Source organism: Sedimentitalea sp. XS_ASV28 (assembly GCF_041224545.1).
In the GTDB taxonomy this organism is placed as follows: domain Bacteria; phylum Pseudomonadota; class Alphaproteobacteria; order Rhodobacterales; family Rhodobacteraceae; genus Sedimentitalea.
Window position 1 is genome coordinate 124,578 of sequence record NZ_JBGFGP010000108.1, and the last position, 15,891, is coordinate 140,468.

Sequence of the window (15,891 nt, forward strand, 5' to 3'; positions counted from 1 at the left end):
CGGAGTCAGAATGCCATGTCGAAGGAAACGGTAAAGGTACGACCCGGCCCGGTCTGAAGTTCGATTGGATTGGACCGTGCGACCGCCGCCGATGCGGATTGCGAATAGGTGGCCGCGTTCGCGGTAAAGTACCGCTTGTCAAAAACATTCTGGATACCAAAGTTCAGCACCCCGTTGGGGACGATCTCCCAACTTGCGTAAAGATCCAGAAGCCCGTAACCGGCCGGTTTGAAATCATCCGGGTCCGCGGTGTCCGTCACGGCCGAGGCAAGCGTTGCGACCGCTTCGAGCGTCAGATCATATTGCGGAATATCCTGACGCAGGCTGATGACGGCGGTCAGCGGCGGGAGCGTGTGAGGCGTTTCGTCGGACTCGGGAGAGACCTGTTGGGTGCCCTTCTGCCACGACGCGGCAAATGTCACACCCAGATCATCCGAGAACGCCCAGGCTGCCTCGGCCTCGATCCCCCAGACATCGACAGTTGACAGGTTTCTGTAGGTGTACTGCCCTGTGCCCGGTATGTTGTAAAAGCTCTGGATGAAGTTGGAATAATCCGCCCGGAACGCGTTGACCGCGAAGAACCCGCTGTCATATTCCCCGCGCAGGCCGATCTCATAGCTTTCCACTTCCTCCGGTTCGAGATTTGGTGCCGGGATCAGATCGAAGAACGTACCGGGCAGCGATGTGTAAAGCTGCTGCGCCGTCGGCATCTTGAACCCTTCGCCGTATTTTCCCCAGACCGAATAGGTGTCGTTAAACCGATAGATCGCCCCGAGACTCTTGAGCAGTTTGCTGTCTTCTCGCACGCGGGGTTCAAGTCCGGGAACATATTGATAATCGGCGTTGGGATTTGGCGTGATCTTGTAGGTCGCATAGCGCAAGCCCGGGGTAAGCTCGAACCGGCCGTCGCCAAACACGATCCGGTCCTGCAGGAACAGGTCGGCCCGTCGCGTTTCGGAATCGGAAAAGTTGAAGCCACCTGCACGGGATTCGTCTGTTACGCCTGTCGTCAGGTTGGTTTCGACATCGCGGCGGGAATATTCGGTCGAGGCAAGATCGCCGTCAAAACCATAGATGACATTGTGTTCTGTCTGGCCCGTCGTGAAGGTCGAGTAAGCCTGCACATCGAGTTCGATGAAATCTTCCTGATAGCTCAGGTAATCCTGCGTCCGAATGTCGTCGCCCGCCGGCGACCGGGACAATTCGGTGCCAGAGCGGTCATAGCCATAGGGCGAGTAGGCCAGCACGGTCCGGACGGACTCGACAAAACCGGAATCGGGCGTCCAGGTGTGTTCGATCGCGTAGCGTTCCCGCGTCAGATCAAGCAGCCTGTTCTTGCTGGTAATGATCTCGCCCGTCGGCAGACCCGTGAAGGATGAATATTGCGGGCCAAGGAGATAATTCTGCTGAACGCTGGTTTCACGTTGCATCACATCGGCGGTAAACTCGAACCGGTGCCGGGTGTCCGGGGTCCAGACCATCTTGGCCAGCAGGCGGTCAATGGATGTGTCGGTCGGGTCGAATTCGTTGCAGGGCGTCGCGCCCCAGTCCAGATTGCGCGGACATCCATAGATGCCCCCGTCTGCCTCGGCATTGGACAGGGTCGGTTCGCTTGCCTCGTCATGGGCAAGACTCAACAGAACCTCGACCGTCGGCGAGAACCGCTGCGCATAGCTGAATGACATCGACGCGCCCGAGTCAAACGAATCGTAGGCGAGCCGGCCCTCCAGACCCTGATCGCGACCCTCGAGGATGTCCTCGGGATCGATCGTCTCGAACGCGACCACCCCGCCAAGCGCATCAGACCCCCAAAGGACCGATGCCGGACCGCGAAAGACCTCGACCTGCTTGACGAAATTCATGTCTACATAGTCGCGCGTCCCGTCGATGATGCTTTCCGCAACCCGAGAGCCGTCCACCTGCAATTGCACCCGATTGCCGCCCACGCCACGAATATTGATGCCGCCGAATGTGCTGAAGGGATCGGCCGATGTCGTCTGCCGACCTGCGGTCACGCCGGGGATCGTACGCGTCAACTCGCCGAAATCCGTAATGCCGCGTTCCTTGATCTCCTCGCCTTCGATGACGGTGATATTGGCCGGAACGTCGAGAACCGTGCTTTCTTCGCGGTTGCCTTTCACGATGATCGGATCGAGTGTGAACGCTACGTTCTCATCCTCCTGCGCGCTTGCCGGGAAAGAGGAAAATGGCACCAGGGCGGTTGTTGCGCACAGAAACAGGCGCATCCAAGAGGGTTTCGACATGAGGTCTCTCAAAGCTGAATTTGCGGAAGTTGGCTGGCGCTCGAGAGGCTCGCGACGTCATGAACGATGCAATTACGTTCAGGGCGTGATACATAACTATTTTAGTCAGGTATGCAAGCCTGTCGTTTAATCCCGTTGAACCGCTTGAAGTTTAGCTTTGAATTGGAACTGGACACTACCGCTTGGCAGAACGGAAGACAGGTCGGTTTTGTGGCGGCTGCCGCCTTGGTCGATGAACCGAGCGGCGCGCTTTGTTGATCGCCATCGATCAGAACGGCTCTTGGTTTCCGCACGCTTGCATATCGTCATGCCGGATCGCGTCAAATCACGCCCGTCCACGGTTTGTGTCCGGGTTCAGAAGGTCGTTACAGCGTCAGCCGCGATCAGGATGTATTGCCATCTTTCGTGTCGTCGGCCTGCGCTGCGCCTAGGACTTCGTGCAGCTCAGCTTCGTTTCGATACCCGATCAGGATGCCGGACCGTGCCTCTCCGCGTATCGTGTCACGCGCGGCGATCCACGCGTCCGACCGGGTCGTGCGCTGCGACGTTCGCCGCGCCCAGTCGAACAACAATCTTTCCAGCCGGGCGATCTCGTCCGACCGGGCCGGATCGTTCCCCAGATCGGCCAATTCGTCGGGGTCGTTCTGCAGGTCGAAAAGCATCGGGCGGAATCCTTCGGCAAGGATGAATTTCCAGCGCCCGTCGAACAGCATCGTCAGCCTGGCGTCCTTGACCTGCACGCCAAGCCGCCGCCGGACATCGCGCATGGAATAATCATATTCGGAAATGACAAAGTCGCGCAGGCTGTCGACCTGCCCGTGCAGGATCGGCAGCAGCGATTTCCCCTCGAGGATATGCGGTACCGGGTCGCCGCCGAAATAATCCAGGAATGTCGGTGCGAGATCGATTGCCTCGACCAGCGCGTGGGATTTCAGCCCGCGCGTGGCATCCGCTGCGGAAGACGGATCCACAATGATGAGGGGAATACGCGACGACGCATCGTGAAACAGTTCCTTTTCGCCCATCCAGTGATCACCGAGATAATCTCCGTGGTCCGAGGTGAAAACGATCATCGTTTCATCGGTCAGGCCCTGTTCGTCCAGAAATGTCATCAACCGGCCCATCTGGTCGTCGATCTGCTTGATCAATCCCATATAGGCCGTCAATACGCGGGTCCGGGCAGTGGCATCGCAAAATGCCCGGCTGACCCGTTCCTGCATGAAAGCGCCATAGACGGGGTGCGGGTCGGCAAGCTCGTCCTCGCTGCGCACCGGGTCCAGATGCGTCTCGGGACCATACATGTCATGATAGGGTGCCGGAACGATATAGGGCCAGTGCGGCTTGATGAAACTCAGATGCAGGCACCAGGGCGTGTCGCCGGCCTCGCGGATGAAATCCATCGCGCGGCCGGTGATATAGGGTGTTTCGCTCTCTTCGTCTGCGGCGCGGGCGGGCTTGTCGGCATTTTCCATGAACCAGCCGCTGAGGATGTTGCCATCCTCGTCCTCGGCGCTGTTGGCAACGCTGTTCCACGGGTTCTCGTCCGGCCAGCCGTGCTGTTTCATGAAGGTGTCATAAGCCTGGTTGCGCGGGTAGCGCGGCCCGTCGGGGTGGAGCCCGTCTTCGCGCTCGAAAGGTTCGAACCCGCATTCGGAGACCAGTGCCCCGATTTCGCTGTCAGGCGCCAGGCCGAGGCGCTTCATACCCTCGACATCCGCCGTCATGTGGGTCTTGCCGCAGAGGGCGGTCCGCACGCCAATGCGCCGCAGATGATCGCCCAGGGTCATTTCTCCGACCTTGAGCGGGATCCCGTTCCAGGTGGAGCCATGAGAGCTGACATATCGCCCGGTATAGAAAGACATCCGCGACGGGCCACAGATCGGCGACTGGACATAGGCGCGATCGAACAGGACGCCACGTTCGGCGAGGCGGTCGATATTCGGCGTATGCAGATGCGGATGTCCGGTACAGGACAGGTAATCCCAGCGAAGCTGGTCGCACATGATGAAGAGAACGTTCTTGGGCATTGGATGAACCACCTGAAGTGTTGGCCGGGACAATCAGGCCCCGGCCGGGGACGGGTTATAAACGGCCGGCGTCCGGGATTTCCACGCCAAGCTCTTCGAGCGCCCGCAACGCGCCCGGATGAAGTGGCAGGTTCAGGTCTGCCACCGCCGCTTCGGGGGTGATAGCCTGCAACCAGGGCGCTCCGTCGCGCATCTCGGCCACACCGTCATAGAAGGTCTTTGTCATCTCATAGATCATCGTTTCGTCGGCGGTTTCATTGGTGACGATCCCCACGGTCACCCGCAGTGTCGTGGTGTCGCTCTCATTCACCTGGTTGTCGCCATAGGTGCCCGCAGGCAACGTGCCAAAACCGAAACCCGGACGGGCCGCCAGCGCCTTGACCGCCTCGGTTTCAAGCTGCTCTTGCGGGATGCCGAGAAAGCGGATCGCGTTGGTCACGGCGATCTGGGTCAGCACCGGGCTGGGCGCATTGGTGGGGTTGCAATAGACGTCGAGATTGCCGTCCTGGAATGCCGCCGCCGCGGCATCCCAGCCAAGCTTGACCGCCTCGAAGTCGGTGCCCGCCTCGAGTCCGGCAACCTGTTTGAACAGGCCGGCCATTGTGGCATAGGCCGCCCCGCCCGGAGGTCCGAGAAAGACGCGCTTGCCCTTGACCTGATCCAGCGTGGTGATGCCCGAGGACTCGTAGACAGCGATATGGTAGACACCCATCGGAAAGTTCAGAACGGTGCGAAGCTTCTTGACCAGTTCCGGCGCCTGATCGATCTTTTCGTACATGGCTTTCTGATTGGTCATCAAGGCGTGGATCGCGGGCGAGGACATGCAGAATGCGGTCTTGCCCATCGCCACTTCGAGCACATGACGGGTGGCGGCACCGGTGGCGTTGACCTGTATCTCGTAATCCGGGAGCTCACGATTGATGATGTTGGCAAAGGTCGTCATCACGAGATTCGGGCTGGTGCCCGGACCCAGCGTGGACATGCGCAACAGTTCCTTGGCCAGCGCGGCGCGCGGCAGCATGCCAAGGGTCGCGGCAGCGGCAGTGCCCGCCAGTATGGAACGGCGGCTGAGTTTGGTGGCATTCATGGGTGAGGTCTCCTCCTTGACTTCATGTCATCTGGGGTTTGTTGGTGAATTCCAGCCGGTCATAGACCATCAGGCCGACAGCGGCGGCGGTGGCGATCCATGAAACTGTCGGTCCGAAAAAGATGAGCGCCGCAGCCAGTCCGAGCCCAACCGGCACCATATAGGCCCTGCCCCGGCGCGGATAGCAGGCTCGCGATATCAGGATCGTGGCGAGCAGAACGAACAGGATCGCTTGTGCCGACTCGCCAAGGCCGAACCCCGTTCCAAGAAGCAACGCCGGCTGGTAGATGAACGCAAACGGGATAACGAACCCCGGCAGCGCGAGCCGCGACGCTTCCAGCGCCGTGGCCATCGGCCCCGAGCCGGCAATCGGAGCGGCTGCAAACGCGGCCAGCGCCACGGGCGGCGTGATCGCGGACAGAACGCCAAAATAGAGCACGAACATGTGGGTGTGAATGATCGGAACGCCCAGCTTCTGAAGCGACGAGCCCATCACCAGCACGATGATGAGATAGGCCGGCACCGTCGGCATTCCCATACCCAGCAGCAGGCAGGCCACGGCCATGAGGAGCAGCGACACGATCAGTTGATCGTCTGCCAGACGCGATAGCAACGTCGCAAAGCGCAGCCCGACACCGGTCAGGTTCAGGACACCGATCACGATCCCGACGGCGCCGACGATCACCACCAGCTGCGCCGAGATCACGCCAGCCGAGCGCAGGAATTTCAGCCACGCCTTGCCATCGGTCAGCAAATCGGGGCGAATGGCAAAGCCCAGTATCGCCGCCAGCGCGACACCGACAAAACCGGCATAGGCCGGGGAAGAGCCGCCAACCATCGTCACCACGATACCCGCGAGGGCAAGCACGAAGATGCCCATCTGCGTCAGTTCGCGCCAGTTGAACGTGATATCGGGGCGCGCTTCTTCGACGAGTTCCATATTTCTTGCCGCGCTGGAAATCGCGACGAACAGGCCGGCGTAGTAGAGCAGCGCAGGCACGGCAGCCGCCGCGCAGATGGTCAGATAGGACTGGCCCGTGATATCTGCCATGATAAAGGCCACGGCCCCCATGATCGGCGGCGTGATCTGGCCACCGCTGGACGCGGCGGATTCCACCGCGCCGGCAAAGCAGGGCGAGAATCCGCGCCTCTTGATCAGCGGAATGGTGATGACGCCGGTGCCGACGACATTGGCGACCGCGCTCCCCGAAATGGTGCCGAACAGCCCGCTTGCAACCGTCGCCGCCGCCGCCGGACCCGAGCGCATGCGTCCGGTTGCCGCCAGTGCAAGCCGGACAAGAACCCGGTCGATCGCGAGCAGTTCCAGCAATGCGCCGAACACGATGAAGATCAGGATGGTCGAAACGACCGTGGCCATCGGGCGACCGAAAACGCCGTCGAATGAATACCACAGCACGGTCATCAGCTCTTCCGTGGAGATGCCCGCATGTCTGAGAAAACCGGGCGCCAGATGTCCCAATGCGCCATAGAGCAGCAGGATACCCGCCACCAGCGCCATCACCAGACCAACCGAACGCCGGGTCATTTCAAGAACCGCGATGAGCCCGAGAAAGCCCATCCAGATGTCTGTCGACGTCAGAAAGTAGAGCCCCGTCTCGATCTCTCCGGCGGCGCGAAAATACTGATAGACCGCGAGCGACAACGCAATCGCCGTTGCAAGCAGAACCGCGCGATCCAGCAGCCCCCTGTTCATTCCGAGGCTGGTCAGAATGAGCAGCAACCCCGCGACAAACAACATTCCGACGCGAAGGTAGGAATCAGAAAAAACGCCGAAAAGCGAGACGTAGAACACGACACCGATGATGATCGCCGAAAGCGCGAGTATCGCGGCTTCCAGATACGCTGACCTTTTGGGTTCTGACACGTTTTTCCTCCCTTTCGTGTTCCGGCTGTATCCGTGAGGTTGGTCCGGACCCACACGGAACACGCGGGCGTGATACTTGACTGGCGGTGCAAATTTGTCGACGTTGCGTTACACCAGGTGAAACGGAAATCATGACGAAACTCAACCGATCCATTGAACGCGGGCTTTCGGTGCTCGAGGTCATTCATATGTCCGGCCCCAGTTCGCTTGCCTGTCTTGCATCGCGCACAGGGCTTTCCAAACCGACGCTGCTGCGCATATGCGCAACACTCGAAAAACGCCGCTGGCTGTCGCGCAGGGGCAGCGATGGCTGGTATCAACTCGGCTCAGCCTTTCCGTCTCTCGGCAAGATGCCCGATCTCACCGACCGACTGGTCTCTGTCGCAAAAAAAGAAATCGTATTCCTGTCCGAACACACCGGATTGGCGGTTGATCTCGCTGTCGCGATCGGGAGCGGCCGGACCGAGATCATAGACACGACCCGCGCTTTCAAGAAACACGGCGTCTATCCCGATACCGTCGGATTTCGCCCCTCGCCGATCCTGTCCGCACTCGGGGCAGCGCATCTTTCGTCTCTGTCGAAACAGGCATTCGCCGATGCATTGCGCGACCTGTTGAAACGATTGCCGCGAGAGGACGCAGCCGCCGTTCCGAAGCTGCCCTCGATATTGAAGTTCATCAAGGAGAACGGCTATGCGACCCGAGTTCCGGGCCATTGGGGACGCGCGGTGGATTATGGTGCGCTCCCCTCGGCAATCGCGGTTCCACTCATGGCAGGCCCGGACCCGCTCGGCGCGATCAACCTCGTCTGGAACGCAAGCGACCGGTCTGTTCAGGATGTCGTCAGGGATCATCTCAAGATCCTTCAGGCCACGGCGCACACGGTCGGACAAGACTATGTCCGCATCTCCTGAGCAGGAATTGCCAGTTGGTGTCACATAGTCAGAAAATCGGTTTTCCCCGCGATGTATCAGCAGCGCATTTGGGGTAGCATCGGGGAGCGGCGAATCGAAATCTCGGGATCAGGGGCTTCTCCACTACGGCGCTTTTCCTGCTTCTGGATGGCCTTAACCGCCGCACCCCGCATGCATGCGCAATGTCCGATAATTCTCGCAATGCACGTCGATCAGCCACAGCGCGTTTGTCGCGATAATTCTGCCTGACGTCAAACCTTCTCTCACACTGAACCGCGCAAGAGCCCCATCGCTCTCGACCATGTCGCCAACAAAGTTGAGCGTGGCCGTGTCTTTCACCTGGTGCAAGCCCCCTGCCCCGAATAACCGACATAGTAACGGTAAGGCGGACGTGATGGGCACAGGCGGCGACGAGACATGCCACTTTCGAAGAATCAAATCGGTCGCAACAAAGACGCGTCCTGTGCGCGAAGGCTGGTTCTTGCGTTACACCCCGTCGACAGCCGCAGATTGCAGAAGCAGCCTGTGGGTAACCCTGTGGACAACCGGAAAATAACTATATCCATAAATATCATGATCTTACACAGCCGATCAAGCGTCCGGTCCCGTGCCGCTACGTCACCCGGCACCATGATGTCCCTGGTAACGCCACAGCTTGGTAAACATTTTCCTTGAGTTTCAACGAGGCAAGCGGCATACCTGTAACGCGAAACATAAGAAAATTCGCCGACCGCGTTCCTTGACCAAAACGACGTCCAAGATCGACCGGGAACGCAGAAAAGGCGATATAATACGGGCAGACCATTATGCACCCTGTGCTGCATGACAAGCTACAATCGGATGCCGACCGGCTGTCCGAGGCGCTTGAACACATGTCAAAACTCTTCCTTGCCCCCAAGGAGGAAAAGACCTTGCGCAGCTTTACCACTGCCGAGGTCGGCGAATTGCTTCGGGTCAGCGATGGCTACCTGCGCAAGGCGCATTTTGACGGCAGAATACCCGAGGTCAATCAGGGGCCGGGAAACAAGCGACTGTATACCGCCGAGAACATTCAGGAAATCCGGCACATCCTTGCACGCAACGCCAAGGACCCCGACCAGTTCCTGCCCGGCCGCCGGCCCGGTGACAAGTTGCAGATCTGGTCCACCGTCAATTTCAAGGGCGGGTCGAGCAAAACCACGACCACCGTTACCCTGGGCATGCGGCTGGCCCTGCGCGGATATCGCGTGTGCCTTGTGGATGCGGATCCACAGGCATCCTTGACGACGTTTTTCGGCTATCAGCCCGAAATCGATTTCCGCAAGGGCGGGACGCTCTATGACGCGATCCGGTACAATGACGGCGATAGCTCTCGCCAGCCGATCACCGACATCCTGAGGAAAACCTATTTTCCCAATCTCGATCTTGTTCCCGGCGGGATCATGCTGTCGGAATTCGAGACAGAGACTCCCACCGCGCTCAGCCGTGGAGAGCAACCGGTCTTCTTCAACCGAATTCGCGATTCGTTGCGTCAGGTCGAAGACGATTACGACATCGTGTTGATCGACTGCCCGCCGCAGCTCGGTTACCTGACAATGGCGGCTGTGTGCGCCTCGACGTCACTGTTGATGACAATTATCCCGGAGCGAGTCGACCTGGCCTCGGCCAGTCAGTTCCTGACGATGGCGTCGGGGATCCTCGAAGTCCTGCACACCAATGGCGGAATCGGCGCGTATGACAACTTCGCCTACCTGCTGACCCGATTTGACACGGCGATCAGCACCCAGCAGGATTTGGCCGAATGGATCCGCCAGTTGCTGGGTGACAGTGTGGTCAGGACACCATTTGTGAAGTCTTCGGCGGTAAGCGAAGCGGGTTTGTCACAAAAGACGATTTTCGAGGTCGATCTGATCGGTTCGAAAAACCGCAAGACCTATGAGCGTGCTCTTGAGTCTGCGATCGGCTTTTCCAATGACATCGAGCTGATGATTCAATCCGCCTGGGGCCGGGGAGGCGACGATGAAACGTGATCTTCTCAGCAAGAGTCTGGCCCAGATGGGTTCCAAGGCTGCGGAGCCTGCCAAAGCGCAAGAGGACGCGCCCCGGTCACTCAAGAGCATGTCCGATGTCCTGTCGCAGGTCTCGGCCCAGGCGGCACAGGAGGTGGAGGTCAGCGAAATCGCGGATTCCGAGATCGCGGACCGGTTCAAGGTTGAAGACGGCCTCGAAGATCTCATCGAGTCCATCCGGGCTTCGGGGCAGCAGCTCCCTGCCCTGCTCCGATACCGTCGTGGTTCGGGTCCACGATACGAGGTGGTCTATGGCCGTCGCCGCATTGCAGCATGCCGGGTGCTCGGGATCAAGGTCAAAGCCTATATCAAGGAAATGGACCAGCGCGAGGCACTGGTATCCCAGGCCTTGGAGAACTCGGCGCGCCTGGAACGCAGCTTCATCGAGCAGGCCATTTTTGCCACGCGTCTGGAAGAGCAGGGCTTCAATCGTGTCGAAATCGGAGAAGTCCTCGCGGTCGACAAGGGCACCCTGAGCAAGCTGATCGGCGTTGCCCGGGACGTTCCCAATGACGTCATCTTTGCGATCGGAGCGGCGCATGACGCGGGCCGTCGGCCGTGGTTGGAGCTGCGCCGTCTGATCAAGGCAACCGGTGCCAAAGAGATCCTGTCGCTGGTCCCCGCCAAAGGCACTCCGGCAGAAAAACTCAACGCGACCGTTGGGGCATTGCAATCGACCGAAGCCAGACAGGCCGCGCCCGACCCCGCCCCCTCCCCTGCCCCGCTGTCAAAACTCAACGGAACACCCGTCGCCTTTACCGCACGGGGCAAACGGCTTGTTGTCGAGGTGTCAGAGAAAAAGGAACAGGGCTTTCTGGAGTTCGTGGAAGCGAATCTGGAAAAGCTCTACCAAGAATGGAAACAACGGGAAACATGACAAAGAACAGCATAACCCATTGATTTCATTAACGTTGGCCATGGCCAACACCCACGTACAGGCAGAAACAAAAACAAGGAGCAGACCAAGGACAAAAAAGAAACCCCCCGAAGGCGGTGAAGCACTCCAGAGGGTCCCGATTTTCTAGCACCTTATTGGTACCCCTAAATTCGAATCACTGCAACACCGATTTCGGTGACCGGTACGATTTTGTCGTCTGAAATGTGATGAGAGATCAAAATGTCACGGTACCTGATACCGCGGCACAGGACTGCTGTGCCCAAACGCCATGGTTTTCCGATATGGGAAGCATCGCCGGCCAACCCTGGTTCAAGCCCGTTCGTCGGCGTGATCTCATGGCCGCGGTCAACAAGATCGGCCGCGATCTCGGACTTCGCCCCGCATCGGTTCTTGTTCTGGATGTGCTTCTGAGCTGCCTGCCCTGCAAGGATCCGAAAAGCGGAAAAGAACGACCGATTTCCCCCACGATGTTGCTCACTGTGTTCGCCAGCAACAATACGCTTTGTTTTCGGGCCAAGGGGATCACCGAACGGCAACTGCGGCGGCACCTTGAGAAGCTAGAGAATTGCGGCCTTGTCCATCGGAACGATAGCGCAAACGGCAAGCGGTTTCCCATTCATCAGGGCGGCAAATTGATTGGCGCGTTTGGTATCAATCTGACCCCCCTTCTGTCCCAAGCAGACGACATTATCAGGCGTGCGCAGCACGCCGATGAGAACGCCGTCGCAATGCGCGGGCTGAAAGCCAGAATATCAAAGTTGCGGGCACAGTGTCTGGAGTTGTCTCTTGACGACGCAACGCAGGCATTTGTCGAAAACATACGCAACGTCTTGCGCCGGGTTGCAACCACGTTGGCCGAGGCCAACACGATCGCCCAGAGGCTCGCCGAGATACTCAAATCCGCCACGCCGGAAGCGTCGCCTGACGAGAACCAAACCGAAAACCTGACCGCCGCTGACGGACAAAACGTCCGGCACAAAGAACCAGAAAAAACAGATACACATAATCCCTGCCTGACAACCAATTTGGATCGCTGGCATTCATTGAGTCACATCAGAGAGTTTTTCCCTGAATTACCGAGAAGCAATCATGTTCTGCAAAGTATCGCGTATCAGCTCGGAAGGATGCTTGGCATCACGCAGGATTCACTAACCCGTTGCCTGGCAGAGAAGGGAATCTGGCCAGCGCTAGCGATTCAGGAACAGATGGTGAGAAATGCATCCGATATTGTCGACCCAGACGGATACTTCCAAAAGCTGAGTCTTGTCCACCAAGTTGGCCATGGCCAACTTTGCAGATCATAGTGAGCAGTAGAGATAAGAAATGGATACCGATTGGCGATTTCATGATCCCGAATGGGGCAGCATCGCATCTGGTCATGTTTGAACCCTCAAATAGCACCAGCCGAAAGCAGGCTCATCACACCTGGATGCAGAGCAGCCAACCAAAACGAGCGACAGATAACACGATGCAAAAAAATCGCCTAAAATATTCGCGACGTTCTGGTCTTACAAGACATGTTAATTTATCATCTCAGCGTCGCAGCTGTGCACTTGTCATCAAGAGCGATCAGGTATCAGCAACCCTTAAAAGGGCAGGGCGATTGCGACGTCTGCGTGATGTTGGGTATAAGAAACGAGTTGCCAGACATCACAAGTTTCGTTGTCCTGCTTTCAGAAACTAAAAGAATAGATAGTTACATTCGCAACCAATAACTGGAGTGGGCCCGGAAACACCATGCGCGAGGTTTCACTCGGTCCGATCGATCTTGCGGAAAAGGGACACGCCGTCGACGCAATCGAGTGCGTAAAGCTCGCGAAAACGGGCTTCGAGAAACAGGTTATCAAAGGTTTCGTTGACATGGGGGTTGTCGGCCCAATCCGCGACGCAATTGTCGCGCTGCGGGTTCACGAGGGTAGGGGCGGCCTGATAGAATACCGGCTTGGAGAAAGCGCCATAGCTTCCCCGGCGACCACGATCTGTATGGGCCATGTCTGACCAGTTCAGACCCAGCATGTCATAGATCGGTCCATCGTAGGTCATCGCAATGCCGCCAGCGATATATACCGCGACGGAGGCGCTATTGTCGTGCCGGTTCAATATGCTGCCAATGGCGCGGGAGTCCTCTGCCAACCGAAATTCGATTTCGTAATCGCCCTTGTCCGCAGCAAAGGTCAGCCATTGCGCGATCAGCGCGGCTCCGCATAGCAGCGCGAGGAACGGCAGGGCAGGGGGGTATCGCATGGCAAGCCAGACGACGCCGAGCACCGCCCCCGGCACAAGCAACACCAGGAAAATCAGGTAGTAGCGATGCGACCCGAAGTGATCGCCGCCAAGCAGCGTGTAAACCGCAACCGTTCCGAGCGCCACGAGCAAGGCAAAGATCACCACCGACACAAGCCCGCGACGGTCCGCTGCGCCACCCAGGCGCGAAATCGCGATGAGCCCGAGCGCGGCCAACAGCAGCAGCACAAAAGTGTCAGGTTCACTGACGTAATCGAGAGTATAACGCGCGCCTGCCTTGATCTCGGACAGGCGGTCGGTCGACACCTTGGCATAGTAGGTGTTGGGGTGGGGAACGCCGAAATAGACGAGCCGTGCGAGCGTCAGCGCCGCGAAGGCCGCCACCGAGAGGAGTGCCGCACGCAGGACAAGGCCGGTCTCATGTGCGCCGGGCAGGTATCGGTCGATCAGCAACAGGACCAGCAGCATCCCCGAGACAAGCACGATGGCTTCGGGTCGCGTGAGCACCATCAGAACCGCAAGCACGGTCAGGAGCACGCCGCCGGAAACCGGCACCTGCAGGCTGCGCGACCGTATGAGGCGGATGGAGGCCCAGAGGAACCCGGCCGTCAGAAAACACCAGAGACCGGTTTCCATCAGGCTCCAGACCGTCCAGCCGAAAGCTGCGGGAAAGCACGCCATGATCGCGGCGACGGGCAAGGCCGCAAAACGCTCGGTCAATCCGGCCATGTCCAGAAACGCCCTTGCAATCGAAATGGTGAACCAGATCATGCCGACCGTGCAGGCGAACCCGACCGCGGCAAACAGCGTTTCAGGCGTATCGGTGATCAGGAAGCCAAGCGTGTTGAGCGCCGTCCAGAGTGCCGAGGTCGATCCCTCGACGCGTTCACCGCCTGCGTAATAGACGTATCCAAGACCGTTTGCGATATTCTGAGCATAGTTCTGTGTGATGTTGGCGTCGTCAAAACCGACGCTCGGGGACAACACGATCCAGGTGAACAGGCTGAGGATCGCGGCACAGAGAATGGCGATGATGAGATCGGGAAGGGTACGCATCTGTTTGGATATACCTTTCATCTGTCCCGATCCCTGATCGGGCTGTGATAGGGCCGAGTCGTGGTTTCATGCGATCCGGCCACCTGTCATCTCCGGGCCAGATCGATTGTGCGCAGGATTTCTTCCGGATCAATCCAGTAGTCGCCCTGCCGGCGTTGACCGACGACAAACCCGAAACGCAGGCCCAGCCCGTCGGCATAGTCCTTCATCATGATGTTGAACCGCCAGGGCGGCAGAAGCATCACGACGGTCGTGCCCGGGTCCATGGCGAGCATGCCATGCGTCATGCCGCTGCCCTCGACGCCGACCAGAACCTCGGCACCGCGTGTCGCAGAGACGATGTCGTCAACGCTCATCTGTCCCGGATCGATGATCTCATAGTTTCGCTTGGCAAAAAATGCTTCAAGTTCGGCCTCGTTTCCGGGGGCGCGGCGTGTGCCCCATCCCCGCCGGCGAAAAAACACGCCATGACCGCTGCGGATGCCCGGGATCGAACGGACCCGCGTGCCCAGTTCACGCAATCGTCCGATCTTGTGACTGTTCAGGCCGCGATCCTCGAAGATCCAGGCGTGGCGGATGCGGACATTTCCAACCGGCGTATAAGTCAGCCCGAACAGTTCCCAATACCGCTTGACGTGATCGGAAATGTTCAGGGCGACCTCGCTGTCAAAGCAGGCTTCCGCGACATCTCTGGCCATCAGGGCCGTGGCGCCTCCGTCAAAAACCATGTGCCCGAAATAAAGCGTGGCGAAATAGGAAAGCGGCAGCGCGGCGGTATCCAGTTCTCCGGACACTTTCGCGATCAGTTTGCGGTTTTTGCGCGGGCCCTGGATATTCTGAAAACGGTGTGTGAATAACCGGCCGCCGCAGAACAAGGCATTGTCGATCCGGTAGGCGATGGTGGGTTCATGCGTGTTGATCCCACCGGCAACCCGCTTTTTTTCGAGCGCGAACGACGTGTGGTCCGCGACGGCCACGGCACGCTCGAACTGACCGTCCAGATGAAATGCCGGATCGACATGCAGATCCTGCTGCGGGCAGATCACGCGCGTTTCGGCGGCCGCCTCTGAACTGTCCTGATCAAGCCCGAGATATTTGCAGGCGAGCTGGGCAAGGGGTTTGGCGCTAAAGCCGCGGCCGGGCTGAATTTCCATAAAATCGCGGTCCAGGCATTGCAAAATCAGAAATGGAATAAAATCAATAATGATAAATTCCTATATGGTCATTTCGGTTCTGGCAACTTGGAAACGGCGGGCCTGCCCGGTCACGACGTGCACCGCCGCATGTGCCGCCCCCCGCAGGCGGACGACAATCGAGAGTTGTATTTATATCCCTGTTATTTTTATTGGAGTTGTTGCGGAGATTGTTTGATGAAACTAGAGAAGGCAGTGGATTTGTGTCTGTTTTGGGTTTTTGGTGATGCTTTTGATATCGCACCGTGGGTATTGGGTGTCGGCGTGTGAGAAGA

10 protein-coding genes are annotated in these 15,891 nt (G+C 58.6%); 4 read left to right on the plus strand and 6 right to left on the minus strand.

All coding sequences use genetic code 11. The features are described from left to right. Window positions 1-5 precede the first annotated feature (5 nt). The 4 genes from AB9K34_RS07715 to AB9K34_RS07730 all read right to left on the minus strand — a co-directional run bounded on the left by AB9K34_RS07715 (window position 6) and on the right by AB9K34_RS07730 (window position 7,263). The gene (locus AB9K34_RS07715) at window positions 6-2,264 is read right to left on the minus strand and encodes a TonB-dependent hemoglobin/transferrin/lactoferrin family receptor (protein ID WP_369953841.1); all 2,259 of its coding nucleotides are present in this window, start codon (window positions 2,262-2,264) and stop codon (window positions 6-8) included. A 383-nt stretch (window positions 2,265-2,647) separates the two neighbouring features. Next, the gene (locus AB9K34_RS07720; protein WP_369953842.1) at window positions 2,648-4,291 is read right to left on the minus strand and encodes an alkaline phosphatase family protein; all 1,644 of its coding nucleotides are present in this window, start codon (window positions 4,289-4,291) and stop codon (window positions 2,648-2,650) included. Between the two features lie 55 nt (window positions 4,292-4,346). Next, window positions 4,347-5,378, minus strand: coding sequence for a TAXI family TRAP transporter solute-binding subunit (locus tag AB9K34_RS07725; RefSeq protein ID WP_369953843.1), 1,032 nt, complete (start codon window positions 5,376-5,378; stop codon window positions 4,347-4,349). A gap of 22 nt (window positions 5,379-5,400) precedes the next feature. After that, a complete protein-coding gene (locus AB9K34_RS07730) occupies window positions 5,401-7,263 on the minus strand; it encodes a TRAP transporter permease (RefSeq protein ID WP_369953844.1) in 1,863 nt (620 codons plus the stop codon). A 131-nt stretch (window positions 7,264-7,394) separates the two neighbouring features. On the opposite strand from AB9K34_RS07730, the gene AB9K34_RS07735 reads away from it, so the two are divergent. The 4 genes from AB9K34_RS07735 (at window position 7,395) to AB9K34_RS07750 (ending at window position 12,427) form a co-directional block, all read left to right on the plus strand. Continuing rightward, window positions 7,395-8,177 carry a helix-turn-helix domain-containing protein gene (locus AB9K34_RS07735; protein ID WP_369953845.1) on the plus strand — a complete coding sequence of 261 codons (783 nt, stop codon included), beginning with the start codon at window positions 7,395-7,397 and terminating at the stop codon, window positions 8,175-8,177. An 806-nt stretch (window positions 8,178-8,983) separates the two neighbouring features. Continuing rightward, the gene (gene repA / locus AB9K34_RS07740; RefSeq protein WP_369953846.1) at window positions 8,984-10,186 is read left to right on the plus strand and encodes a plasmid partitioning protein RepA; all 1,203 of its coding nucleotides are present in this window, start codon (window positions 8,984-8,986) and stop codon (window positions 10,184-10,186) included. Further along, entirely contained in the window at window positions 10,176-11,102 is a 927-nt protein-coding gene (repB, locus tag AB9K34_RS07745) for a plasmid partitioning protein RepB (RefSeq protein WP_369953847.1), read from the plus strand. Before repA ends, repB begins: the two co-directional genes overlap by 11 nt. Window positions 11,103-11,329: 227 nt before the next feature. After that, window positions 11,330-12,427: a helix-turn-helix domain-containing protein gene (locus AB9K34_RS07750; protein ID WP_369953848.1), complete on the plus strand. Its 1,098-nt coding sequence runs from the start codon at window positions 11,330-11,332 to the stop codon at window positions 12,425-12,427. Between the two features lie 445 nt (window positions 12,428-12,872). Here the strand turns inward: AB9K34_RS07750 and AB9K34_RS07755 are convergent, their stop codons facing one another. Continuing rightward, a complete protein-coding gene (locus AB9K34_RS07755) occupies window positions 12,873-14,444 on the minus strand; it encodes a hypothetical protein (protein ID WP_369953849.1) in 1,572 nt (523 codons plus the stop codon). Between the two features lie 65 nt (window positions 14,445-14,509). After that, complete coding sequence (locus AB9K34_RS07760; RefSeq protein ID WP_369953850.1) at window positions 14,510-15,577, minus strand: DUF563 domain-containing protein; 1,068 nt, start codon at window positions 15,575-15,577, stop codon at window positions 14,510-14,512. Window positions 15,578-15,891 lie beyond the last annotated feature (314 nt).

Excerpts from the sequence above, each read along its gene's own strand:
- AB9K34_RS07725 (WP_369953843.1), bottom strand. The coding sequence starts at position 5,378 with ATGAATGCCACCAAACTCAGCCGCCGTTCCATACTGGCGGGCACTGCC.
- AB9K34_RS07720 (WP_369953842.1), bottom strand. The coding sequence starts at position 4,291 with ATGCCCAAGAACGTTCTCTTCATCATGTGCGACCAGCTTCGCTGGGAT.
- repB (WP_369953847.1), top strand. The coding sequence starts at position 10,176 with ATGAAACGTGATCTTCTCAGCAAGAGTCTGGCCCAGATGGGTTCCAAG.
- repA (WP_369953846.1), top strand. The coding sequence starts at position 8,984 with ATGCACCCTGTGCTGCATGACAAGCTACAATCGGATGCCGACCGGCTG.
- AB9K34_RS07755 (WP_369953849.1), bottom strand. The coding sequence starts at position 14,444 with ATGAAAGGTATATCCAAACAGATGCGTACCCTTCCCGATCTCATCATC.
- AB9K34_RS07715 (WP_369953841.1), bottom strand. The coding sequence starts at position 2,264 with ATGTCGAAACCCTCTTGGATGCGCCTGTTTCTGTGCGCAACAACCGCC.
- AB9K34_RS07760 (WP_369953850.1), bottom strand. The coding sequence starts at position 15,577 with ATGGAAATTCAGCCCGGCCGCGGCTTTAGCGCCAAACCCCTTGCCCAG.
- AB9K34_RS07735 (WP_369953845.1), top strand. The coding sequence starts at position 7,395 with ATGACGAAACTCAACCGATCCATTGAACGCGGGCTTTCGGTGCTCGAG.
- AB9K34_RS07750 (WP_369953848.1), top strand. The coding sequence starts at position 11,330 with ATGAGAGATCAAAATGTCACGGTACCTGATACCGCGGCACAGGACTGC.